Origin of the sequence: Leptospira koniambonensis (assembly GCF_004769555.1) — a bacterium.
In the GTDB taxonomy this organism is placed as follows: Bacteria; Spirochaetota; Leptospiria; order Leptospirales; family Leptospiraceae; genus Leptospira_B; species Leptospira_B koniambonensis.
The window spans coordinates 17,094-39,346 of sequence record NZ_RQFY01000011.1; the positions used below are offsets into that span (position 1 = coordinate 17,094).

The 22,253-nt window shown below is 39.0% G+C and carries 19 protein-coding genes; 13 read left to right on the forward strand and 6 right to left on the reverse strand.

Translation table 11 applies throughout. From position 1 onward, the window contains the following. Window positions 1–147 precede the first annotated feature (147 nt). The 8 genes from EHQ52_RS17245 (at window position 148) to EHQ52_RS17275 (ending at window position 9,613) form a co-directional block, all read left to right on the forward strand. The gene (locus tag EHQ52_RS17245) at window positions 148–1,440 is read left to right on the forward strand and encodes a TolC family protein (protein WP_425269407.1); all 1,293 of its coding nucleotides are present in this window, start codon (window positions 148–150) and stop codon (window positions 1,438–1,440) included. After that, window positions 1,437–2,432 (forward strand): efflux RND transporter periplasmic adaptor subunit, encoded by a 996-nt coding sequence (locus tag EHQ52_RS17250; protein WP_135616417.1) that lies wholly within the window; start codon window positions 1,437–1,439, stop codon window positions 2,430–2,432. The genes EHQ52_RS17245 and EHQ52_RS17250 overlap by 4 nt, the downstream gene beginning before the upstream one ends. Window positions 2,433–2,437: 5 nt before the next feature. Then, the gene (locus tag EHQ52_RS17255) at window positions 2,438–3,181 is read left to right on the forward strand and encodes a hypothetical protein (protein ID WP_135616418.1); all 744 of its coding nucleotides are present in this window, start codon (window positions 2,438–2,440) and stop codon (window positions 3,179–3,181) included. Next, entirely contained in the window at window positions 3,181–6,471 is a 3,291-nt protein-coding gene (locus tag EHQ52_RS17260; protein ID WP_135616419.1) for an efflux RND transporter permease subunit, read from the forward strand. The genes EHQ52_RS17255 and EHQ52_RS17260 overlap by 1 nt, the downstream gene beginning before the upstream one ends. 147 nt (window positions 6,472–6,618) lie before the next feature. Then, complete coding sequence (locus EHQ52_RS17265; protein ID WP_135616420.1) at window positions 6,619–7,020, forward strand: hypothetical protein; 402 nt, start codon at window positions 6,619–6,621, stop codon at window positions 7,018–7,020. 157 nt (window positions 7,021–7,177) lie between these two features. Further along, the gene (locus EHQ52_RS17270) at window positions 7,178–8,374 is read left to right on the forward strand and encodes an RtcB family protein (protein ID WP_135616421.1); all 1,197 of its coding nucleotides are present in this window, start codon (window positions 7,178–7,180) and stop codon (window positions 8,372–8,374) included. A gap of 163 nt (window positions 8,375–8,537) precedes the next feature. Continuing rightward, a complete protein-coding gene (locus tag EHQ52_RS20130) occupies window positions 8,538–8,681 on the forward strand; it encodes a hypothetical protein (RefSeq protein ID WP_167492231.1) in 144 nt (47 codons plus the stop codon). A gap of 341 nt (window positions 8,682–9,022) precedes the next feature. Next, window positions 9,023–9,613, forward strand: a complete 591-nt coding sequence (locus EHQ52_RS17275) for a hypothetical protein (RefSeq protein ID WP_135616422.1) — start codon at window positions 9,023–9,025, stop codon at window positions 9,611–9,613. A gap of 211 nt (window positions 9,614–9,824) precedes the next feature. Here EHQ52_RS17275 and EHQ52_RS17280 read toward each other — a convergent pair whose 3' ends face one another. The 5 genes from EHQ52_RS17280 to EHQ52_RS17300 form a co-directional block, all read right to left on the reverse strand. Continuing rightward, entirely contained in the window at window positions 9,825–11,411 is a 1,587-nt protein-coding gene (locus EHQ52_RS17280; protein ID WP_208653531.1) for an outer membrane beta-barrel protein, read from the reverse strand. 282 nt (window positions 11,412–11,693) lie between these two features. Then, window positions 11,694–12,989 carry a CCA tRNA nucleotidyltransferase gene (locus EHQ52_RS17285; protein ID WP_135616423.1) on the reverse strand — a complete coding sequence of 432 codons (1,296 nt, stop codon included), beginning with the start codon at window positions 12,987–12,989 and terminating at the stop codon, window positions 11,694–11,696. Further along, the gene (locus EHQ52_RS17290; protein ID WP_135616424.1) at window positions 12,986–13,345 is read right to left on the reverse strand and encodes a hypothetical protein; all 360 of its coding nucleotides are present in this window, start codon (window positions 13,343–13,345) and stop codon (window positions 12,986–12,988) included. The genes EHQ52_RS17285 and EHQ52_RS17290 overlap by 4 nt, the downstream gene beginning before the upstream one ends. A gap of 151 nt (window positions 13,346–13,496) precedes the next feature. Then, window positions 13,497–13,892 (reverse strand): ribonuclease HI family protein, encoded by a 396-nt coding sequence (locus EHQ52_RS17295; protein WP_135616425.1) that lies wholly within the window; start codon window positions 13,890–13,892, stop codon window positions 13,497–13,499. Window positions 13,893–13,897: 5 nt separating this feature from the next. Beyond that, entirely contained in the window at window positions 13,898–14,209 is a 312-nt protein-coding gene (locus tag EHQ52_RS17300; RefSeq protein WP_135616426.1) for a hypothetical protein, read from the reverse strand. Window positions 14,210–14,265: 56 nt separating this feature from the next. Between EHQ52_RS17300 and EHQ52_RS17305 the strand changes: the two genes are divergently transcribed. The 3 genes from EHQ52_RS17305 (at window position 14,266) to EHQ52_RS17315 (ending at window position 17,426) form a co-directional block, all read left to right on the forward strand. Continuing rightward, window positions 14,266–15,057 carry an arginyltransferase gene (locus EHQ52_RS17305; RefSeq protein WP_135616427.1) on the forward strand — a complete coding sequence of 264 codons (792 nt, stop codon included), beginning with the start codon at window positions 14,266–14,268 and terminating at the stop codon, window positions 15,055–15,057. Between the two features lie 132 nt (window positions 15,058–15,189). After that, window positions 15,190–15,915, forward strand: coding sequence for an SDR family NAD(P)-dependent oxidoreductase (locus tag EHQ52_RS17310; protein WP_100725239.1), 726 nt, complete (start codon window positions 15,190–15,192; stop codon window positions 15,913–15,915). Window positions 15,916–15,932: 17 nt separating this feature from the next. Beyond that, the gene (locus EHQ52_RS17315; RefSeq protein ID WP_135616428.1) at window positions 15,933–17,426 is read left to right on the forward strand and encodes an FAD-binding oxidoreductase; all 1,494 of its coding nucleotides are present in this window, start codon (window positions 15,933–15,935) and stop codon (window positions 17,424–17,426) included. A gap of 149 nt (window positions 17,427–17,575) precedes the next feature. Here the strand turns inward: EHQ52_RS17315 and EHQ52_RS17320 are convergent, their stop codons facing one another. Further along, window positions 17,576–19,105: an LA_3751/LA_3752 family putative glycosyltransferase gene (locus EHQ52_RS17320; RefSeq protein WP_135616429.1), complete on the reverse strand. Its 1,530-nt coding sequence runs from the start codon at window positions 19,103–19,105 to the stop codon at window positions 17,576–17,578. A 121-nt stretch (window positions 19,106–19,226) separates the two neighbouring features. Here EHQ52_RS17320 and EHQ52_RS17325 point away from each other — a divergent pair, with 121 nt between their 5' ends. Beyond that, complete coding sequence (locus EHQ52_RS17325; protein ID WP_244244942.1) at window positions 19,227–20,873, forward strand: hypothetical protein; 1,647 nt, start codon at window positions 19,227–19,229, stop codon at window positions 20,871–20,873. 95 nt (window positions 20,874–20,968) lie between these two features. Then, complete coding sequence (locus EHQ52_RS17330) at window positions 20,969–22,252, forward strand: EAL domain-containing protein (RefSeq protein WP_208653532.1); 1,284 nt, start codon at window positions 20,969–20,971, stop codon at window positions 22,250–22,252. Window position 22,253: the final 1 nt, after the last annotated feature.

Below are 22,253 nucleotides of genomic sequence, written 5' to 3' on the forward strand. Positions count from 1 at the left end.
CTTCAGGGATAACTTCGTACAACTATGAATAAAAAGATACTAACGTTGCTAATCTTGGTCTGGACTACAAATCAGACCGTATCTCAGCCGGATTCGTCCTCAGGTGGTGTGCCTGGGGGAAATGATCCTTTATATTCTGAAGCAAGGATTGCTGCTGCTTCGGGAGATCAGGAAAGGACACAAGTTCGTTTGGAACTTGCAAAAGCAGAAGAGCTACTTTGGAAGAATAACCTTCTATTACTCGCTTCCAAATTTAATATAGATGCAAGAAAGGCAGGCATAGAACAAGCAGGCCTCTATGCGAACCCGAATATTTTTATAGATCAGAGTATTTTCGCTGAGCCTACTCAACGTTATTTTGATTTTACCAGATCTGGACAAACTGTGGTGCAGATCCAACAAGTATTCTTACTTGGCGGTAAGATAGACAAACGGATCAGAGTAGCTGAGTTAAGCGCGAAGATGAGTGAGCAGGAGTTTTATGATCTTGCTCGAGCTTTGATCACTAAACTTCGTAGGACCTTCTACTTTATTCATTATTATAGAGATGCGATTGCTTTCTATGACAGAAGTTTGATCGCCTTGGATAAAACAGTAAACTCTGCGGAGCTTGCTTATAAAAGAAGAGCGGTTCTTCAGTCAGAAGTTTTACGTTTAAAAGCACTTCTATTCTTCTTAAGAAAAGAAAGAGAAGATCTTAGGATCAAAGTTTTAGAAAGAGAAGCAGATCTAAGAGTTTTGCTCAACGAAGATACTTATAAAAGCCAAACAATTGCAATCGTTCCTGTTTTGGATCTAGACTTCGTAGAAAAAGCCACATTGGATGGTTTTAAATTAGATAATATGCTTACTAAGGCTAGGGAGTATAGACCTGACCTGAAAAAAGCAGTGCAAGCTTTAAGATACGAAGAAGCAAACCTGGAATTGCAACATGCGAATGCGATCCCGGATCTTGCGTTTGGTCCTATGTACAATAGAGGGGGAACGGCCTTCCAGAATTATTGGGGGATTACCGCTCAGTTGAACATTCCTATCTTTGATAGGAACCAAGGTAATATCAAGGCTGCCGAAAAATCCATCCAAGTCAGAAAACAAGAATTGAAAAACCTGATCTTGGAAGTGGAGAACGACGTTAGTGTTGCTTTAGCCACCGCGAGAGCAAAAGACGATCTCTATAAAAAATTCAGAAACACTTATACTAAGGATTACGCTGACCTAGCGGAGGATATGATCCTTAGTTACGAAAAACGTTATATATCCATTTTAGAATTCGCAGACTTCTTCGAAACATACAGATCCAGTATCGTGGAAATGTTACGCCTCCAAACGGACAGAATGGAAGCGATCGAAGGAGTAAATTACTCGGTAGGAACGGGGCTAATCGTCCCAAGTTATAAATCCAACGGAGATTCCGGTGTTAAAGAAGGGGGCTCGAAATGATTCCATCATCTAACAAACTTAGAATTATATTAATCGTTCTGGTGGCGGCTATTTCCGTTTCCATCGTATCTTTCACTTTAAACAAGGGCGGGAAGAAAAACGCTCTTCGTCCTCAAAAAGCAATCGTCCATGATCATGGCGAAAGGATTGAATTTAAAGAGAACAGTCCTGGGCTCGAGATTGTTAAAAGTGCTGAGATCGGTAAGCCAGGAGAATTCGTGAATGTGGAAGCTCCTGCAAGGTTGATTGCCACTACTTCTCCTTCCGTATCCGATTCTGAACAGATCGTATTATTTGAATCAGCAGAGTTGAACGATCTGTATGTTGGTTATGTTCATGCTAAGAACAGTCTGAACAGATCACGCAAGAATTTGGATCGTATCAAAGATATGTTCAAACATAGGGTCGCTACAGAGAAGGATCTGATCGAAGCAGAAACCGAAGTGAATAATGATGAGGCAGAATTCGCAGAGTTCGAAGGAAAATTGAGAGCTGTAGGTTTAAATCCTGCATTGATCAAAAAAGCTGCCGGTCAAACTGCTTGGATCATTTCAGATGTTCCTGAATCACAACTTTCCAATCTGCAAAAAGGGAAAAGAGTGAAAGTTGTTTTTAACTCTTTTCCAAACCAGGAATGGAACGGAACCGCAGAAGCATTGGGAGATAACGTGGATCCTTTTACAAGGACAGTAAAAGTAAGAATAGCGATCAAAAATGAAGGTTATAGATTAAAACCTGGAATGTTCGCAACCGTAAAATTTCCTGAAGAAACAGGGGGTGATTCTGTAGTTATCCCTTTCAACTCTGTGGTAACTGTAGAAAGTAAAAATTACGTATTTGTAGAAGAAACTCCTCATGAATTTTTCAGAAGGGAAGTGGTCCTTGGGATCTCCACCAGAGAAAGGGTTAATGTTCTGGAAGGCCTGACCAAAGGTGACAGAGTGGTAGTCGAAGGTGCCATCTTATTAAAAGGACTTAGTTTCGGATTTTAATCTTTATGAAAAGAATACTAAGTTTTATTATTATAATATTCTTATTTTCTTTTGTTTCTTCCATATATTCGGAAGAAACAAAGAAGGATGAGAAAAACGAGAAGAATGGAGAATATTCTCCCGAGTGGACTCCTGACTCGGATCGTAAAAGCAGATTTGGGGAAGAAGAAAAAGATGATCTTACTCAGAAGCCTCTTCCTAAATCTACAAATTTCTTCGTATATGGAGCAACTGTAGGTTCTCCAGGAAGTATCAATTTCAATTTAGGTTACTATTATAAAGATATCGTAATCCGCGGATCAGGCGGGCATTGGGGACCTCATTGGTGGGGATGGCAGGCAGATCTAGGATTTAGTTTTTGGAAAACTTCCGTAATTGCACATAGCGTTTCTGTTGTAATCGGGCAATTCCAAGTAAACCCATTTGCTCCTGAGTTAGGAAGAGGTGGGCAAACTTCTTATCCTACAGGCACTGATTTTCCTGGATACCAGCATAGAGATCCTACTTTTGAAGATATGATCATTCGTTCTTATGTAGCGGAACAAAATCCAAACCTGGCTGCGTTATTGGAATATGATAGCAGGGACAAACAAAAGGTAACTTTGAACCAAAGATATATAGGACTTACTTACGATTTCCTTCTTGGAAATTTTTTCCTACAAGTTGGTGGAGGGATTGGAAGTGGAGATTATAAAAATCCTCAACTTCTCATTCAGTTGGGTTACTTGTTTGATACGAGGTCTTACTAATGATAGATAAACTTATAGAATCGGTACTAAAGTATAGAATTCCTACTATCATTGCCTCTCTCTTTATCGCAATCTTAGGAGTATGGGCTTGGACAGATATTAGAAAAGAAGCATATTCGGATATTGCAGATACCCAAGTCCGTTTAATTGCTAAATTCCCGGGAAAAGCAGCTGTAGAAGTAGAGGAAAGAGTCACTCTTCCGATCGAAAGGGTTTTGAATGCAATCCCGAAAGTAGCAGTTCGTCGTTCTAGAACAATCAATGGTCTCGTAGTATTTCAGTTTGTATTTGAAGATGGAACAGACGATTATTTTGCAAGGATGCGACTTATGGAAAGGGTCGCAGATGCGGACATTCCTGAGGAAGTCCAACCCGCTTTAGGTCCTATGAGTTCTCCCGTGGGTGAAATTTTTAGGTATGTTGTGGAGTCTTCCGGAAATCACACACCTATGGAATTAAGAACGATCCAGGATTGGATCGTAATGCCGAAGATGCTTTCTATCCCTGGGATTGCAGACGTAGTTACATTTGGAGGTTTGCCTAAACAATTCCATATCGTAACTTCTCCGGATAAACTAGTACGTTATAAACTTACGATAAACGATGTGATCCAAGCGGTTCAGGTGAATAACTTGAATACCGGAGGAAACCTTCTATTACAAGGAGAACAAGGATTTCCGATCCGTTCTTTGGGTGCGATCCGTGAAGCCCAACATATAGAAAATATTGTAGTAAAAACTGTGAACGGTGTGCCTGTTTTTATCCGTGATTTAGCCACTGTGGAAATTTCCCATCCGATCCCGAGCGGTGTCTTAGGTTATACGGTTCGTATAGACGATCAGGTCATGGACATTGATTCTTCTGTCCAGGGTCTCGTGGCGATGCGTCGATGGGGAGATCCGAATGAGATGGGTGATAGGATCCGTGCCAAGGTAAAGGAGATAAACGAGAATTATCTTCCAGATGGAGTCCAACTAAGAACTACGTACGATAGAAGTGACCTTGTAAATTATACGTTACGCACTATCGGGCGCACACTTTTAGAAGGTGTGATGGTGGTCAGCTTAGTCCTAATTTTCTTTATAGGAAGTGCCAAGGCTTCTCTTGTGGTAGTGGCAACTATTCCTTTCGCTTTATTATTCGCTTTTCTTCTCATGGATATGACCGGGATCCCTGCAAGTTTACTCTCCTTAGGGGCTATTGACTTTGGGATCGTAGTAGATGGTGCAGTCATCATGGTGGAAAATATCATCAGAAGATATAGGGATGCCACTCCATCCGATAAGAGTAAGGGAATCATTAAACTTACTGCGGAATCTGCGGGAGAAGTTGGGACCGAGATCTTATTTTCCATTCTGATCATCATACTTGCATATTTACCTATCTTCTCCTTTGAAAGGATAGAAGGAAGATTGTTTAAGCCGATGGCATTCACCATCTCTTTCGCGATCCTTGGAGCGTTGATCTTCTCTATGACGGTCGTTCCAGTCTTGATGACTTTTATGTTCCGAAAATATTTCGAATCTGAGAAGCCCGGACCGATCGCATGGCATAACCCTTTTTACGGCTGGGTGGAAGAACGTTATAAAAAGCTAATAGTCTATCTAGTGGATAGATCCAAAAAAGTAGTCATTTATACATTCCTTGCGGTGACCGTATTTTTAGGAATAGGCGGATACAAACTTGGGACCGAATTTTTGCCTGAAATGGACGAAGGTGGTTTTAACTTAAGGATCTTTTTCCCAGTAGGGATCTCCCTTCCGGAAGCTCGTAAGTTTATGCCTAAGATCCGAGAGACCATCTATAAAAACGAACAAGTAAGTGTGGTGCTTTCTCAGTTAGGAAGGAATGATGATGGAACCGATCCACTTCCTCCGAACAGATTAGAAGTTTTAGTAAGTTTAAAAGATTACGATGATTGGAAGGAGAGGATCACTAAACAAGAACTTCTTCTTAGAATGAAAAATGACCTGGAAGCGACACTTCCAGGTGCAAGGATCAGTTTCTCTCAGCCTATCATGGATAACTTGTCCGAAGCGATCATGGGAACCATCGCGGACCTTGCAGTATTCATATCCGGACAAGACTTAAAAGTGATGCGTAAACTTGCAGAAGAAGTCCTGGAAATCGTAAAGGATATGCATGGAGCAAGTGAGTTTGGGATCGAGCAGGAAGCGGATAGTCCTCAGTTGACCATTCGGATCGATAGAGAAGCTGCAGCTCGTTACGGGATTAATGTAAGTGATATACAACAGATGGTAGAAGCTGCCATCGGAATGCAGAGAATTAGTACTCTTTATGAGGGACCTTCCGACATTCCTCCAAGAACACCTGCTAGATTCGGGATCGTGGTACGATTCTCTAAGGATTACAGAGCATCCAAAAGAGCGATAGAGACAATGCCTATCATTTCTCCCAAAGGTGAAAGGGTCCCACTTTCTCAATTAGCTAAGATCACTTTGGAAGACGGACCTACCATGATCTTCCGCCAAGAAGGAAGAAGGACAATCACTGTTCGTACTAACGTAAGAGGAAGGGACCAGGGTGGATTTGTGGCCGAACTCAGGAAGAAGATCCAGGCAAAGGTCAAACTTCCAGAAGGTTACGAGATCCGTTACGGTGGACAATACGAGAACCTTGCCCGCGTTGGTAAAAAATTGGCGAGTGTTATTCCGGTCACGATCGCAATCATCTTCGGGGTACTATTCTTACTTTATAGAAATTTAAAGTATGTATATGTAGCCTTAGCATGTCTTCCGCTTTCCTTGGTTGGAGGAATGTATGCGCTTCTACTCAGAGGATATTATTTTAACGTATCCAGTGGAGTGGGATTTATCTCACTATTCGGGATTGCTACGATGTCTGGAGTTCTTTTTGTTTCGAGGACAAATCACCTCCTAAGAGATGAACCTACATTAACAACAAAAGAAGCAGTCACACAGGCTGCAGTGATCCAATTGCGACCTATGCTAATGACAATGCTACTTGCACTTCTTGGATTGATCCCTGCTACCTTGGCATCTGGGGTAGGTTCTGACGTCCAGAGACCTCTTGCAACGGTAATTGTAGGAGGGTTATTCTCCGCTTTATTTCTAGTGTTGAGCGTTCTTCCTTCCCTATATTTAGTAGTGGTGGGAGATAGAAAACATCCTGCGGAAGAGGAAACATTCGAACTTCATCCAGAAGCATACGTTTCCTTATACGATGAAGAAGATCTAGAAGATACTTCTTCTCACAGGAATGGAAGTAAGAAGGCTAAGAAAAAAGTGCTCTCCAAAAAGAAACGTTAGTTTGAAACTAAAATCGAATTATCCTAAGAGGCCGCGGATTAACGCGGCCTTTTTTATTTTCTTCTCATTTTCCGAAGAATGAAAACAGAATTGACTCTTGCTGGCTGAACGATATCAACTTAGCCAAAATATAAATAGGTGATGACCATGAATTTACCCGAAAAAATTTTGATCCTATCCGGAGTTTTAAATTTGGCATATGGAAGTTTAACTGGATTTGCATACGCGTTCGCGAGAATGAAGGCGGAATTTCCCTCCAGATACCTGCAAGCAGCTCATATAGGATCACTCATGCAAGGCGCTATGCTCTTAGGGTTGGTATTTGCATTTCAACTAGCGCCTCTTTCTGAAACCGCTGCTTTGGTGGGAGCAATCTCATTTGCAGTTTCTTCTGGATTTCTTGCTTTGAAAGACACAGTGAATTGGCTACAGGGTATCAAAGATGAATTCAAGGAGAATCCTCCTCTTGGAAAGATCCTAGGTGGAATTGGAGTCACTGCTAATATCGTAGGGATTGCGATTATCGTTTATGGTGTTTTAGCTGCTTAATATCCTTCTCATATTTCGAAGAAAATTTCGACGGATGATTCGCAGAGAAATTTTCTTTGAGATGACTTTTTGAAAATAAATTCTCTCCTGATTTAAAAAATATGTCTGCCTTCTTTGCAGATTCGTATATATCAACCGAATTAACAAGGTAAAGTAAATGTGTAGATCAGAATTAAAAGGAGATAAAGTAAAAGTCAAATTGTGGACCGATTTGGATAAAGTGGAATCTGCCGCTTTACAACAATTACGTAATATTGCTTCTCTGCCATGGGTTTTTAAACATGTTGCAGTGATGCCAGATGTACATTACGGAAAGGGTGCTACAGTTGGATCAGTTATTGCTATGAAAGATGCAGTTGCACCTGCAGCGGTTGGCGTTGACATAGGATGCGGAATGGCAGCAGTTCTTACGAATTTAACGGGAAATGATCTGCCTGATTCCCTAAAAATAATTCGTTCCGAAATTGAGAAAAAGATTCCAGTAGGATTCGGAATGCATAAACGTCCAGTCGTCGAAAAACTTTTTAAACATGGAGAGACTTACGCCCTAGCTAAATCTCTATTTAAACAAGAGTTTGAATATCTTTCTGACCATGCGAAACCTCTTTATGAGCGTGCGTTAAACCAATGTGGTACTTTGGGAGGAGGAAATCATTTTATAGAACTTTGTTTAGATACAGAAAACAGAGTTTGGATGATGCTTCATTCCGGTTCTAGAAATATTGGAAAAGAACTAGCAGAATTCCATATTCATAGAGCACGTAAACTTGCTCATAATGAACTTTTACCGGATAGGGATTTGGCAGTGTTTCTTTCTGGTACGACAGAAATGGAAGAGTATAGAAGGGATTTATTCTGGGCCCAAAGATACGCTTACTTAAATCGTCTCTCAATGTTGGAATTGTATTTTGAAGCTTTGAGGAAGTTTTTTCCTCAAATCCAAGAAGTGTCTAGAGTTATCTGTCACCATAATTATGTTTCTGAAGAAACTCATTTTGGAGAAGATATTATTGTCACAAGAAAAGGAGCTATTAGCGCCAAGAAGGGAGAATTAGGGATCATTCCTGGGTCTATGGGTACTCGTTCATTCATCGTAAAGGGTTTAGGAAATCCTGAATCTTTCGAATCCGCATCTCACGGGGCCGGAAGAAGAATGAGCAGAGGCGAAGCCAAAAGGAAATTTACCGAATCGGATCTTCTAGAGCAAACGAATGGAGTTGAGTGCAGAAAGGATACTGGCGTTTTAGATGAAATCCCAGGTGCTTATAAAGACATCCACGATGTAATCGATTCCCAGAAAGATTTGGTAGAGGTTGTCTCTGAACTCAGACAAGTTCTCTGTGTAAAAGGTTAGTAGTTCCAGGATTGTCCTGAATAGGACGTATAAATCATAAAAATCTATCCGGGGGATCCACAATTTCTTGGATAGATTTTTAAAATTCTGATCCACGAAATATCGAATAACCCGAGGTTTTTTTAACCTTTTTTCGCTCTAAAAATTTAAGTGAGGATCTGAAATGAGCGAGCACTTAAAGGCAAAACTGAAAAAAGCAGATGGCGGCTTTTGGAAAAAGACTTTCAGATCCTGTTGGAATATCCTTCCTCATTCTTTCAGAAGACAATTGGTTGCCATGTCTGGACAATCAGATCTAGATTTCTGAGAATCTACTTAAATAAAATTACTCCTAAACACTGGATATCCATTAAAGTATCCCAATCGCTTTATATAACTCGTTATCCGACATTTCTTATTTGCTTAATCATAAATATAGCTACGCAAGTGCAAAAATTGGCGTATTAGCTTCGCAATTACGTTGAATTAATATCAATCCATCATACACCGGATGGTTAGGTCTGACACACTAACCCAGGGGTCGCAAAAGCACTTTGATAACATTGATTATGTCATGACCAAGCATTCTTTCCGGCGCTCTATTTAATAATCGTAAATAAAATGAGATAAGATATTAATTATCATTACCAATTTTTAGATCATTGAAATTTGGATGAAATTGCTATGTTAGTGAATGATGAACCTTTGATAACCAAGGATGAATATTGGCATCCATGGTTTGGTAATAAATATTTTTTGACGATGCTTTGTGTTGGTGGGATATTAATGCAATCGTTTCATATTGGAAATATATTAAAAAATTATAAGATGAAACCATCATTATTTGTGGCAATAGTTGTGCTTGTATTTGGTATTTTGCTTTTAGTAAATTTAATGTTTCTTTATATTAAGGGGCCCCGCCAGACAATAGTCAAAGCTGATGGAATTCTTTTTATAAATTTGTATAATCGGGAAAGATTTATCAAGTATGACGAAATATTAAAAATAAAACCTTTGCTTTGGGATTGGTCAACATTGGCAGTTTACACAGCAAATGATTATGTTTTACTTGGGGCAAAGATTGAAAGATTTGGCGAACTGATCGAAAAAATCTTACCAATGGTATCAAGCGCAACTGAAATAGAACTTTTGAAGTTACCTTATGTTCAGAGGGCTTGGCAGAAAGAACCAGATATGAAAATTATCGAAGCGGCGATAGAGAGAGCAAAAATAAATCAAAGAAAATTGAGTGGCAAATAAAAAAGACAAGAGCAATCTATTCAAGTGCGGCCAGAAATACCTCAGTTTTATACAAAATTATTGTAATTGAAAACAAACTCAGCACGTTTAATTCCTCTGTCCATCTCCTTAACCGTTTCCTATGCTATAATGATAAGGGATGATCTGGCTGTTTATAAAAAAAGAGCGCCCATTTGGACGCTCTTTTTCGTAGAAATCTACTTAATCCGAATTAATCGAACTTAGCAACGACACCTAAGGTTATACCATATTGGTCTTTGCTTTTCTCACCAGAAGAAGTTACGAATTGATAACCGGTTGCCCAGTCTCTTCTCATATCCAATTTGATGAGTAGATTTTCAGTATAGTTCCAAACTGGAGTTACAGTAAATGTTTTATACTGTCCGTAGTTGGAAGCTGAACCGTAATCTTTGTAGTTTTTCGGGTCTAAAGCTGCAAGTAATTGATCAGCAGTTAAGCCTCCCAATGCAGGAGTAGCTGCAATGATTTGCTCTGCGATCGCTTTGTCTTGCGCATATTTTCCCTGATACCAAGCGTTAGCTGCTTGAGATCCAGCAAATGGGTTGAAGGTAGTCAAACGGCCGTTGTTATTGCTATCGTCGATATACTCGAAACGAACGTTGATTCCCCAAGTTTCACCGATCTTAAACTTACTGAAGATACCATAAGCTTGGTAAGAGCTTTTAGTTTTTTCAGTAGTTACAGTTCCGCCTAAGATAGTTTCAACTGTAGCTGCACCTGTTGGGTTGTACTGTTGTTGCGCAAGGTTAGCCGCTGCTGCACCACCAGATTTTTCACTCCAAGTATAGTCTAAGTCAATTTGGATCCTATCAGTAGGAGTCATGGACAAGATTGCATGGTTCATGAACCAATAATCTTTATTATACTTTGCTGCAGGAGCAGTAAGAGCGGAAACAGCTGGGTCTCCAGTTTGAGCCGCTAATTGATCAGCAGCTAATTGTTTGAATGGATCGATCCTTCCAGTAGCACCATCTTGAGAATACAAAGTGTTCCAAGTAATGGATAATTTGTCTTCGATCAAGGTTCCTTTTAACTGAGTTCCAATCGCTTTATGTTGAGTAGCTGCTTCGTAGAAGTAGTTATTCGTAGTGCTTCCGTCAGGAACCCCAGTTCTATAACCAGTACCACCACCACTGTTATACAGATAAAAGGTTCCAGCCCATTTGTCTGTAAATTGAGTAGTTAAGCGCGCACCGGTGTGGATGAAGGGGATTGTGTTTTGGAAGATGGCCCCTATCGAGTAGTTAGGGTTGTTCATCGATTCCAATACTTCGTATCCAATATGGGTTGCCATTTTACCAACGTCTAAGGTCATCCCTTTCAACACTGGGAAATACATGCTGATATAAGCTTGTTTCAGCATGTTGTAGTTGTATACTCCGTTAGCTTGAGAGTATGGCGCCTCTTGGAATGCGTTGTTTTGTCCGTTTTGGAAATCCACACGGAATCCCCAAGGGCTGGATTTTTCAGCGGTTTTCTGAACAGCAAGAGCTGCTGCGTTAACACCAAAGTTCTTGTTACTAGTTTCGAACGATCTAGTCGTATCTACGGCGCTTCCTTGGAGTGGGTTGTTATTGTACATGTAGTACACATCCACAAATCCAGAAAAGTCTACCTTATCATACCATTTCGTATCTTCAGGTTCTGGGGCTGGAGCAGTTTTAACTGCCCCTACTGCCTTCGGGTCCGGCGTTTCCTTCTTCGCTTGGGCAAAAATCGAAGAGGCGGTCACCAGAGTAAAGGTAGCAATGAGGCTAGCTGTTTTTTTTCTCATCATTCTCCTAAATCTCCTATGCCGATTAGTATGCAACTAGCGTGCCAACATGTTAAAAATAGGCAAAGAGACTAAATTAGGCTTAAAAACGATTCTAAATCAAATATTCAATGCTTATAATTTATAAACTTTTTGGACTATTTTTTATATATTAACATAGTGCTTATAAATTAAGCACATGTTCGACTGCTGAAGTACTAGGCAGAGTAGAAGATGTTTTGGTGGAGAATGGGGTTTGTAGGCACTTCGACTTCGACGAAGTTAACCCAAACTAAGGCCTTTGGATTAGAGGGATTTACGGATCAGGTCCAGTAGATATTGCTCTGAATTTTGATTCGGATCCTGGAGCACAGCAAGCAAAGAGGACCGCAATACTTCTCCCAATTTAGGCGCTGGAAGTTCTGGGAACTTTTCTCGGATCAGGTTTCCATCTACGGCCAGGTCAGAGAGTAGAAGTGGGGGATTTTTCTTCCATTCTTCTTCTGCGTTTGTTCGCCAAGATGCTTCTTCGTTTAGGAAAGCTGACCAAAGATCGGAAAGTTCTAAGCACCAATCCCAAAGATCTTTTTTTCCAACATATTGTGCAATTGGATGAAGCAGATGAGTGCGAAGTCCAGCAGAAGTTTTTAATTCTTCCCGATGCTGGATGATTGAATATAATGTTTTGATGAGAAACTGAGAATCTTTCGTTCTTTGATTTGAGAATCTGAGTTCTTTAAAAAATACGGTCGAGTCAGAAACCCAAGTTTGTTCTGAAAAGCAAGAAGCTAAGAAGTAAGTAATCTTTATTCTTTCGGATGATTGTAAAAGTTCGGAAAATCCGTTTACACGTTTTTCCCATTCCCCAGAGTATAATTTGGTTTTGCTGAATAATTCTAGAATTTTATATTTTTTGAATAGATCTAATCCACCGATTGGATTTTTGCTTTTGAGTACTTTTAGAAATTCGTCGTGTATTCTTTCCGGGGAGACTTTTGCAGTGATTGGTCTACAGGTTTCAATTGCTTCTGCAGTTTCTGGGTGAATCGAAAATCCAAGTGTGGAAACAAATCGAATCGCACGCACTGGCCTAAGTCCATCTTCTGTAAATCTGGAGACTGGGTTTCCTATTGTTCTTATTAAAGAATTTTGAATATCTTCTATCCCGGAATGTTCATCCACCAATGTCTTTTCTAATAGATCTAAAGCCAAGGCGTTCATTGTGAAATCTCTTCTTTTTAGATCTTCGCTGAGACTTACTCCGAATTGTACAGTTTCGGGTCTTCTTCCGTCTAGATAATCTTCGTCCTTTCTGAATGTGGTTAATTCATAGGATCTATCTTGGAATAAAACTGTGATTGTTCCATGTTTGATCCCAGTGGGCACTGTTCTTTTAAAGATCTTCTGCATTTTTTCCGGGGAAATAGAAACTGCAAGATCGTATTCATGAGGGACCTTATTTAATATCAGATCTCGGACACTTCCTCCGACAAGGTAAGCTTCTCCTTCATGTTTTCGTATAGTATTACTGATCTCTAATAGGTCTTCTAAAAAGGGAGAAGGGATTTGGGAGATAAGTTTATTCGGATCCGGATTCATCATTCCTGGACGATCTTTTTCCAAATTGGCAGATAACGATCTTTGAGTGCAGGATTTTTGGAAAAAATTTCTTCTACCTGCTTTTTGGTTTTTTGGTCTACTGAAACTCTTAGGAAGGGAAGATCAGCTTGTTGGGAAAAGATTTGGTCGATCTTTTTTCCTGTTTCGTCCCAGGCAGTATTGCAGATCTCTTTGTATTCTTGGTCAGTGTGTTCATTGCATAAGATTGCAAGTTCCAGATACTTTCCTTCTTTTTGCAGCTCTTTCATTTTGTCTAAGATACTGGCCTTGCAATTGGATAAAACTAGAAGTGTTAGTAGACCAAGGAAGATCGGAAGTGAATACTTTCGAAAGCTCATCCTAAGATTTTTCTGGAAGCATGAATATCAGGAAACCTTTTTTTAGGTTCGTAGGAGTTCCAACAAAGCGAACCCTGTGTGCTCCGTGGCCTCTGCGCGAAACTTTTAAGCGTTTTAAATTCGCACAGAGAACACAGAGTTCACTGAGTAATCAAGATTCGAAAGCTAGGTTTGCGAGCTTATCTGCACGCTTGTTTTTTTCACGAGGGACATGATGGATGGAGAAAAGTTTCAGTTTAGAAGTCAGGGCTTTGACCTTTTCTTTCGCAACTTGCAGATGAGGGGATTTGACCTTATATTCTCCCTTGAATTGTTTCACCACCAGTTCTGAATCCAGGTATGCCGTGACTTCGCTCGCATCTTGGGAGAGGCAGTATTCTATCCCCGCTTCCAGGGCAGCCCATTCCGCTACATTATTGGTTCCGTCGGAGATCCTACGCGAGATGGAATGCACCTCGGTTTCGTCTTCGTAAACAGCAACTCCAATGGAAGAAGGTCCCGGATTTCCTTTAGAAGCACCATCGCAGTATATTTTGAACTTTTTCACTGGGTTTAGTCTTTATTTTTAGATCCAAAAACGAACTGGATAGGTCTCCAAAAAATTAAATAGCCAACCAGGATCAGTAAGGAAACTAAAAAGGAAAGTATACCTAAAACCAAAAATTGGAAAGTTCGATACAATTGATCGAATGTATGCGGGAAGAATAACCCTCCGATCAGGCAGAAAAGTCCAGCTGCTAATAAGGCGAACAGAACGAAAGGAAGAGATAAAAAATAAAAAATATAACTTAAGGCAGTGAATCCGAAAGCCAATCTATAAGCGTTCCAACGTGCCGGATGATCCATCATTAAACCAAATACCATCAATAGTCCTATCCTTCGGAGGCTTTGGTTTGGCAATGTAAAAATGGATCTATATCATGGCAAAGATGGGCTTGGATTATTTTACATTCCTCGGTTCTCTTCCAGAGACTCCTGAGTCTGAATGCGCCTATTATCCGGAAAGGAATTCCAAGGTGAAGGGTTTCTTCTCTAAGGAGAAACTTCCTCCCGAAATTTTAGATGATCTTTTTCGTTTTGGTTTCAGAAGGTCGGGTAATTTCTTTTATAGGACCAATTGTTCTGTATGTTCTCATTGTCTCAGTTATAGAGTTCTATTACCTGAATTTTTTCCTTCTTCTAATCAGAAAAGAATGATCAAAAAGAATCATGATCTGATTTTGAGATCTTCTCCGCCTTTTATTGATGCTGATAAAAAGAATTTATATGTGAAGTACCAAAGATCCCGCCATGAAGGATCTTATGGTGAATCAGAATCTGAAATTTTAGAAAATATGAAGTTCCAAATGTATGAGGGTTCTGAAAATTCTGGGGAGCTTCTTCTTTATAAAAATGATATGCTCTTAGGTTGGATCTTATTAGATCTGGGACTTGAGACAGTGTCTGCTGTGTATTCTGTTTTTGATCCTGAAGAAAGTAAAAGAAGTTTGGGAAATTTTCTAATCCTTTCTTCTATACTTTGGGCAAAGGAGAATGGGTTTAAAGAATTTCAATTGGGTTTATTTCTTCCGGGTCATCCAAAGATGGATTATAAAAAGAACTGGAAGCCAGCAGAAATTTTGGATCGTAACACTGGTGTTTGGAAGAAGAGCGAATCTTTTCTTTCCGATTATATTTTAGAAAATGGTCCTGATGGAGATCGATTAAAATAAAAACTCTTGTTATCTTTGCGGCTTCGCGTGAAAAACTGAGCTTTTCGAATTTGGGTTCGTAAGGAAGGATTCTCCTCAAAAACAGCCCAAATCAGGCTTGTCAGTCTGGCCTTGCGTCTCAGAAAGGTTGGTATGGCTAAAAAGATCATCGTAGTAGGCGCTTCTAGCGGTATCGGAAAAGAAATTGCATCTCAATTGATCGAAGAGGGACATCAAGTCGCTGCTTTTGCAAGAAGAGAGAAGGAATTGAAAAAACTTCCTTCTTCCAAAGTTAAAAACTTATTTGTCAAACATGACGTTACTGAATACTCCAAGGTCCCAGGAGAATTCGCAAAGGCTGTTAAAGCATTAGGCGGCTTGGACGAAATTTATTACGCATCCGGTGTGATGCATAGAGTCGGCGCAGAAGAATTTTCTGTAGAGAAAGACTTAGAAATGTTAGAAGTAAACCTTTTAGGTTGTGTTGCTTGGTTAAACTCGGCAGCCACTTACTTCCAAGAGAAGAAAGCTGGCAAAATTATCGGTATCTCTTCCATCGCAGGTGATAGAGGCCGTAGAGGAAATCCGGTTTACAATGCATCTAAAGCTGGAATGTCCACTTACTTGGAAGCTTTACGTAATCGTTTAGCAGTAAAAGGGATCCAAGTAGTTACTGTAAAACCTGGAATGATCGAAACTCCAATGACAGAAGGTCTATCTGGCCTTATGTGGCTCATCACTGCTAAAGAAGCTGCTCAAGTCATATTAGCAAAAGTGAATGCAGGAAAAGAGAATTTCTATGTGCCAGCTCGTTGGGCCTTGGTCTCTTTGATCATTAGACTTATCCCTTCTTTTATTTTCAGAAAACTTTCCGTTTAAGGAAAAGGTGATCTAAAATGGCAACCGCTTCTAAAAAAAAGACAGTTAAAAAAGCGACATCTTCCAAAACTAAAAAAGTGGGTTTCGATCTGAAAGAGTTCGAATCCCATTTAAGTCCTGCTCAAAAGGTAGAAGCCTGGGGAATGAATCATTACTCCAATAGTAAGGTTTTTTTACCAACTTCTATCCAGAACTTTAAGGATCTGTTCACTTACGCAAGAGCTACGAATACTAAAGTAGCATTTAGAGGCGGCGGTTGTAGTTACGGTGATGCAGCTACGAATGAGCAAGGGATCGTAGTTGATATCCGTAATTTTAATAAAATCTTATCCTTTGATCCTAAAACTGGGATCTTGGTTGCAGAATCCGGAGTCACGATCAAACAACTTTGGGAGTTTGGGATCGAAAGAGGATTTTGGCCCCCTGTTGTAAGTGGAACCATGTTCCCAACTTTAGGCGGAGCACTTTCTATGAATATTCATGGAAAGAATAATTTTGCTGTCGGACCAATCGGTGATCATATCCAAGAATTTACTTTCTTAAGTCCTGACGGAAAAGAATCAGTTTGTTCTCCTAAAAAGAATTCAGATCTATTTTACTCTGCTATTTCTGGCTTCGGAATGCTTGGTGCATTTCTAACAGTAACCATTAAACTTAAAAAGATCTACTCAGGTAAGATGAAGGTTTGGCCGGTCAATACTTCAAACCTACAAGAGATGTATGATTATTTCGAAAAAGAGTACAAACAGTCTGACTATTTAGTTGGCTGGGTGGATGGATTCGGTTCCGGAAAAGGTTTAGGCCGCGGTCAGATCCATAAAGCAGTTCATCTAAAAGCAGGGGAAGATCCTGGCTTTCCTGAAAATTGCAAATTGGAAAATCAAATTTTGCCAAGCACATTCTTAGGTATTATTCCTAAGTCTTGGATGTGGCTGTTCATGTATCCATTCAGCAATAAGTTTGGAATGAGATTTGTGAACTTCGGCAAATGGATCTCTGGGTTTTTAAATAATAATAAACCTTATGAGCAAGGACATGCAGAATATGCTTTCCTTTTGGACTATGTTCCGAATTGGAAATTTATGTACAAGCCTGGCGCAATGATCCAATACCAAAGTTTTATTCCTAAAGAGAATGCAGTCAAAGGTTTTGAAGAGATCCTAAGTCTTTGTCAAAAAAGAGGGATAGTAAACTGGCTTGGTGTATTTAAGAAACATAGACCAGATAAGTTTTTACTCACTCATGCTGTAGATGGTTATTCCATGGCTATGGATTTTCCTCTGACTAAAGGAAATAAAACGAAACTTTGGGAACTTGCAAAAGAAATGGATGAGATCGTTGTGAAAAATGGAGGAAGGTTCTATTTTGCAAAAGATAGTACTCTTCGTCCTGAAGTTTACAGAAGATCCATGCCAAAACAAAACCTAGAAAAGTTCAGAACAATGAAGAAGAAATTAGATCCTAAAAATCTTTTAGAGTCTGATTTATTCAGAAGGGTTTGGGGAAAGTAAAAGGCTCTTTTTATCTTTGCGGCTTTGCGTGAACATTGAGAGTTTTTTCTCACGCAAAGGCGCTAAGATCGCCAAGGGATTTTTCTTTGTTTTCTTCTCTGTGTGCTCTGTGTGCTCTGTGTGCTCTGTGAACTCTGTGCGAAATTAGATTACTTTTCTATTTTAGAAAATTCTAAAGTTTCCATATTGATTGATGGACTTTGATGGAATGTCCTATTCTTAAATTCAAAATGTTCTGATTTAGGAACTAAAATATCCTTCGGATAAAAATCCTTAAAACCAACCACTGTCGCTTGAGTTTTTCCGATCCCATATAATTTTTCTAAAAGAGTATCGAAAGATTCATTAGAATCGATTTCATATACCTCTCTTTCTTCTCTAAAAGAATTGGAAGGTAAAAACACTGAACCTTTTCTGTAGATCACTATTTTGGAAGTATGATCGCTTAGTTCTTTCTGTTCCGCCACAACTGATTTTGTAAATTTATAATATAACCTATTGAATATCACCCCTCCTACGATTGAGTAAGAGAGAAGAAGGATAGCTGTAATTTGAAATGGTTTGCTAAGAGTTTCCCAATTTTTATCTAAGATAGAAAATAAGAACAAAAGTAAAAAGGGGAGAATGGTGATTAAGAACCTAGGTCCGAATAGCACCCCCTGCCAAAATTTGGTAGAAGTCAAAAATCCAGAAAGAAGTATAAATATCCCTAGTCCGTATAAGATCCGAGTTAAAGGATCAGATTTTGGTCTCCATAAAACAATAAATGCCAATGCAGGATAGGCTCCTAATAATCCGAGAGAACCATTTCCTAAAAACACCAATTGGCCTAAGTAGTAGATTTGCGCTACTAAATCATAAGTAGATGATTCTTGTAGGTAGCCTCTTGAACCTAGTGGATGTCCTACCACCGAATAATTGATCACTGCTTGTATGATCAAAAATGTCCCGAATGTAAATGGGAATAAGCTGGTTCTGGGGTTTCTGAATATTCTAAAAGCATAAACTAAAGAAAGGCTTGCTGCTAATAGGATTGTTTCTTGCCTAAAGAACGCAGCAAATCCAAAAAATCCTCCGGCAAATACTAGATCAGAGGAATTAGACGATTCGTCTTCTTTCAGTAAAAAGTAAATACCTTGGGTAACTCCATAGATTGCTATGATTGTTTCGGAAAGATCCGTGGAGAATAAACTGAAAGCAGAACCTAAAAGTAGTAGAACCAAAAAGAAAAATTTAGATTTTTCTTTGAGCTGGAGAATATCTGAAATTTGAAATAATGCTCTTAGAGTTAAAACTCCAAAAACTAAAGATAAGAAGAAGCTTCCGAATCTTCCCATCAAAAGTGCAAATGGATATTGGATCGCTGTATAATAAAAAGGAAATACGTAATAACATTTTCCTTTATAAACATGGGTCATGGTGGATCCTTTTTTAAGATCTAAAGGTAAAAATCTAAACTCAGGATCTATTTCTTTTCCGGAGTATCTGCAAGAAAAATCAGGCAAACCATTTTTTTGAAGATCTGCAAGTTGTTGCTGCTTAATTGCCCCGTCTCCCACCCGAATTCCTGTTTGGTACTGCCATGCCAAAAATAAGGATAAAAATACTGCTCCAAAAATCAGAAAGCCTGAGGGCTTATCTGTAAAGGAGGATACTCGGGATAGAAGACGATTGAACATTCTGCTAAAAAGTTCCGTTAAAACCCAAGGTCAAGAAGAAATCCCAGAGGGAAGTTTTAAGACATTTTTTAAGACCCGAATTCTGAATGACACTTAGGTTTAGAATGTTTCTTTGGAGCTTGTGAATTCTATATTAGAAAAGATCCGGTCCTTCTTCCAAAAGCCTCTTCCTAAATTCTTTTTTCCAATCTCCAGTATTTTATTCGTATATGTGGTGATTGTAAATTCTTGGGTCACTGAAGATGCTTATATCAGTTTTAGGACCGTAGAGAATTTTTTAAATGGGTTCGGACTTAGATGGAATACTTATGAAAGAGTTCAGGCTTATACTCATCCACTTTGGTTATTCGGCCTGATCTTTTTTTCTTTTTTAAAGATCCCAGTATATTATTCTTCTTTAATTCTTTCTTGGATTTGTGTGGGAGCAACCACCTTCTTGCTTATTTCTCGTTTTGGGAAAGAAAAAGGGGGATGGATCTATGCTTCTTGGATACTTATGGTATTGCTAATCTCTAGAGCATTTGTGGATTTTTCTAGTTCAGGTTTGGAAAACCCTCTTTCTTTTCTTTTAATCGTTTTGTTTTTGTCTAAGGCGTTCGATCTGGAGAAAAGATCCGATTTTAAGGACATTTTTCTATTCTTCTTTTATCTCTCTTTATCTTACCTAAACAGACAAGACACAGTTCTTTTAGGACTTCCGTTCCTTCTATATTTATATAAATCCTTAAAAGAGAAAAAAATCTGGGGCAATTTTATTGGAGCAGCTCTTTTAGGAATTCTGCCTGTTCTTCTTTGGTCGGCATTTTCATTAGTTTATTATGGATATCTATTTCCGAATACTGCTTATGCAAAATTAAATACTGGTCTGACCACTTCTAATTTATGGCCATACGGTCTGGACTATTTAGAGAATAGTTTTCGTTGGGATATTTTCACTTCGCTTTCAATTAGTATAACGATCTTACTTTTTCCTTATTTTTTCTGGAAAAGAAAATTTTTACATTCAGCGCTGTCTGCCGGTGTAGGTTTGTATATTCTATATATATGCTCCATAGGCGGAGATTTTATGGCAGGAAGATTTTTTGCTCTTCCATTTGTAGTCTGCGTGTTCCTATTTGCGGAATATTCTCCCGCTTTTCTACCTAGAGCGAGCGTTCTATTCTTCGTCGCCTTATTCTTGTTAAACCAAAACTCTTATTTGTATATTACAAAAGATTATACTAGACTTAGAAATGACCGAGAGATCCAGGATGAAAAAGGTGCTTATTTTAGAAGCACGAACCTTCTACGTTCCTTTAAATTTAAAGAATTTCCAACACATGGCTGGGCAGACGCTGGTAGAAAGTATAAAATATTGCCTAAGGACCCAGGCAAGGCATGCGCAACGATCAATGTAGGCTTTTATGGCTATTTTGCGGGAGAAGATCGTAAGATTGTAGATGCGAATGCTTTAACAGACCCTTTATTAAGTAAATTGAAATCAGTTTCTAACTGGAGAGTGGGGCATTTTACTCGGAATATTCCTCTAGGATACTTAGAATCTGTATCTTCTGGGCAAAACCAGATCCAAGATCCGAATCTAAAAGTATACTATGAGCGATTGAAATTGTTAACCGAATCGCAAGATCTTTTCACAAAAGAGAGATTTGTGGAAATTCTCCGAGAAAACTTAGGCGATAATAGATACTTAATACTAAATTCTGAACCAAGAACTCCTTGGGTTGGAATTCCTGAAGGTTTCGGTTGTGGACTGGGAGTCGGTTACTAGTTTAAGTAGTCTTCATTCTTCTTTTATCATTTGCTCTGAACTTTTGATTTTAAATTCTTGATCCTTCTTACAGGGTTTCCATTTTATTGTTAAGAATGAGTGAAGGAAGAGCTTCTTGGAATGCATCCAAATGGCGGGAATGGTTTTCCGAAGGTGAGATTGTTCCGTACTTCCAGCCCATCTTGTCCGTCGAAAAAGATTCTATCTTTGGTTACGAGGCTCTTGCTCGGTTTATAGATAAACAGGGTACTGTTCATAGTCTTGGCCCATTCTTCTTAGCTGATATTCCTCATTCTTTTTCCATCACCGAAAGAGAAGAATTCAAAAATCTTAAATTAGAAATTGATAGGACCATCCGCAAAAAAGCGGTGGAGAAGATCAGTAATACTCCAGGCCTTGATCCTAAAGCAAAACTATTTCTGAATATTTCTCCTTCTTTCATGCAGGATTATCTTTCTTCCAAAACGGATGAAGAGCCTTATACTTTGCAGATTGCTAAAAGTTCTGGTCTAGATCCTAAAAGGATCGTGATTGAAATTGTAGAGGAACATTTTTCAGGAGAGATAGATCAACTAAAACCTTTGATCAACCTATACAAAAGATCCGGATTTTTAGTAGCAATAGATGATCTCGGTTCTAAATCTTCCAACCTGGATCGGATCGGCGCATTACATCCTGATATTATTAAAGTAGATCTGGGGTTGATCCGCAGCTCAGTTGCTTCTCGGAATTTCCAAGAGATCTTATTCACTTTATCTAGACTTGCAGAAAGTTTAGGATGTTCACTTCTATTCGAAGGCCTGGAAACTGAGACTGAATTATACAATGCTCTCACTTATGGCGCCAGATTTTTACAAGGTTTCTATTTTGCAGAGCCTGCTCCTGAGTTAATGGACATCAATGGTCTGAGTATTCGATTTTCTCAACTTCATGAACTATTCTTTAATTATAAAAAATACCAGTTATTACGGCGTATTAAAAAAGAGAAGGAGCTGGAAGATCGTTTAGAATCTTCCGGCATCGAAGTTATCTCTTCCGATGGAATTGTAACTATTAAATTAAGAAATTCGTATCTACTAGAAAAATCAGTTTTTAGAATGTATGTGACCAACCATGAAGGAAGACAACTTTCTCCGAATTACTCAAGTATCTCAGATTCAGGAATGTTAGAAGATGATTCTTTTGTAGGAAGGAATTGGAGTTGGAGACCATACTTTTTAGAACAATTTTACAAAAATGCAAAAGATTCTTCCGGTGGTTGGATAGCAAGCAATCCATACTTTGATTTGGAAAGCCATCTTCTCCTAGTGACTTATTCCAAAAGTATGGAAGAAGGAAATGTACTTTTCGTAGATGTACGAATGTGGGATTTTCCTTAGG

Bases quoted from the DNA above. Each gene is read 5' to 3' on its own strand.
- EHQ52_RS20130 (WP_167492231.1), top strand. From the start codon at position 8,538: ATGAGCGAGCACTTAAAGGCAAAACTGAAAAAAGCAGATGGCGGCTTT.
- EHQ52_RS17250 (WP_135616417.1), top strand. From the start codon at position 1,437: ATGATTCCATCATCTAACAAACTTAGAATTATATTAATCGTTCTGGTG.
- EHQ52_RS17270 (WP_135616421.1), top strand. From the start codon at position 7,178: ATGTGTAGATCAGAATTAAAAGGAGATAAAGTAAAAGTCAAATTGTGG.
- EHQ52_RS17260 (WP_135616419.1), top strand. From the start codon at position 3,181: ATGATAGATAAACTTATAGAATCGGTACTAAAGTATAGAATTCCTACT.
- EHQ52_RS17320 (WP_135616429.1), bottom strand. From the start codon at position 19,105: ATGTTCAATCGTCTTCTATCCCGAGTATCCTCCTTTACAGATAAGCCC.
- EHQ52_RS17305 (WP_135616427.1), top strand. From the start codon at position 14,266: ATGGCAAAGATGGGCTTGGATTATTTTACATTCCTCGGTTCTCTTCCA.
- EHQ52_RS17265 (WP_135616420.1), top strand. From the start codon at position 6,619: ATGAATTTACCCGAAAAAATTTTGATCCTATCCGGAGTTTTAAATTTG.
- EHQ52_RS17310 (WP_100725239.1), top strand. From the start codon at position 15,190: ATGGCTAAAAAGATCATCGTAGTAGGCGCTTCTAGCGGTATCGGAAAA.
- EHQ52_RS17290 (WP_135616424.1), bottom strand. From the start codon at position 13,345: ATGAGCTTTCGAAAGTATTCACTTCCGATCTTCCTTGGTCTACTAACA.
- EHQ52_RS17280 (WP_208653531.1), bottom strand. From the start codon at position 11,411: ATGATGAGAAAAAAAACAGCTAGCCTCATTGCTACCTTTACTCTGGTG.
- EHQ52_RS17255 (WP_135616418.1), top strand. From the start codon at position 2,438: ATGAAAAGAATACTAAGTTTTATTATTATAATATTCTTATTTTCTTTT.
- EHQ52_RS17330 (WP_208653532.1), top strand. From the start codon at position 20,969: ATGAGTGAAGGAAGAGCTTCTTGGAATGCATCCAAATGGCGGGAATGG.
- EHQ52_RS17315 (WP_135616428.1), top strand. From the start codon at position 15,933: ATGGCAACCGCTTCTAAAAAAAAGACAGTTAAAAAAGCGACATCTTCC.
- EHQ52_RS17285 (WP_135616423.1), bottom strand. From the start codon at position 12,989: ATGATGAATCCGGATCCGAATAAACTTATCTCCCAAATCCCTTCTCCC.
- EHQ52_RS17300 (WP_135616426.1), bottom strand. From the start codon at position 14,209: ATGGTATTTGGTTTAATGATGGATCATCCGGCACGTTGGAACGCTTAT.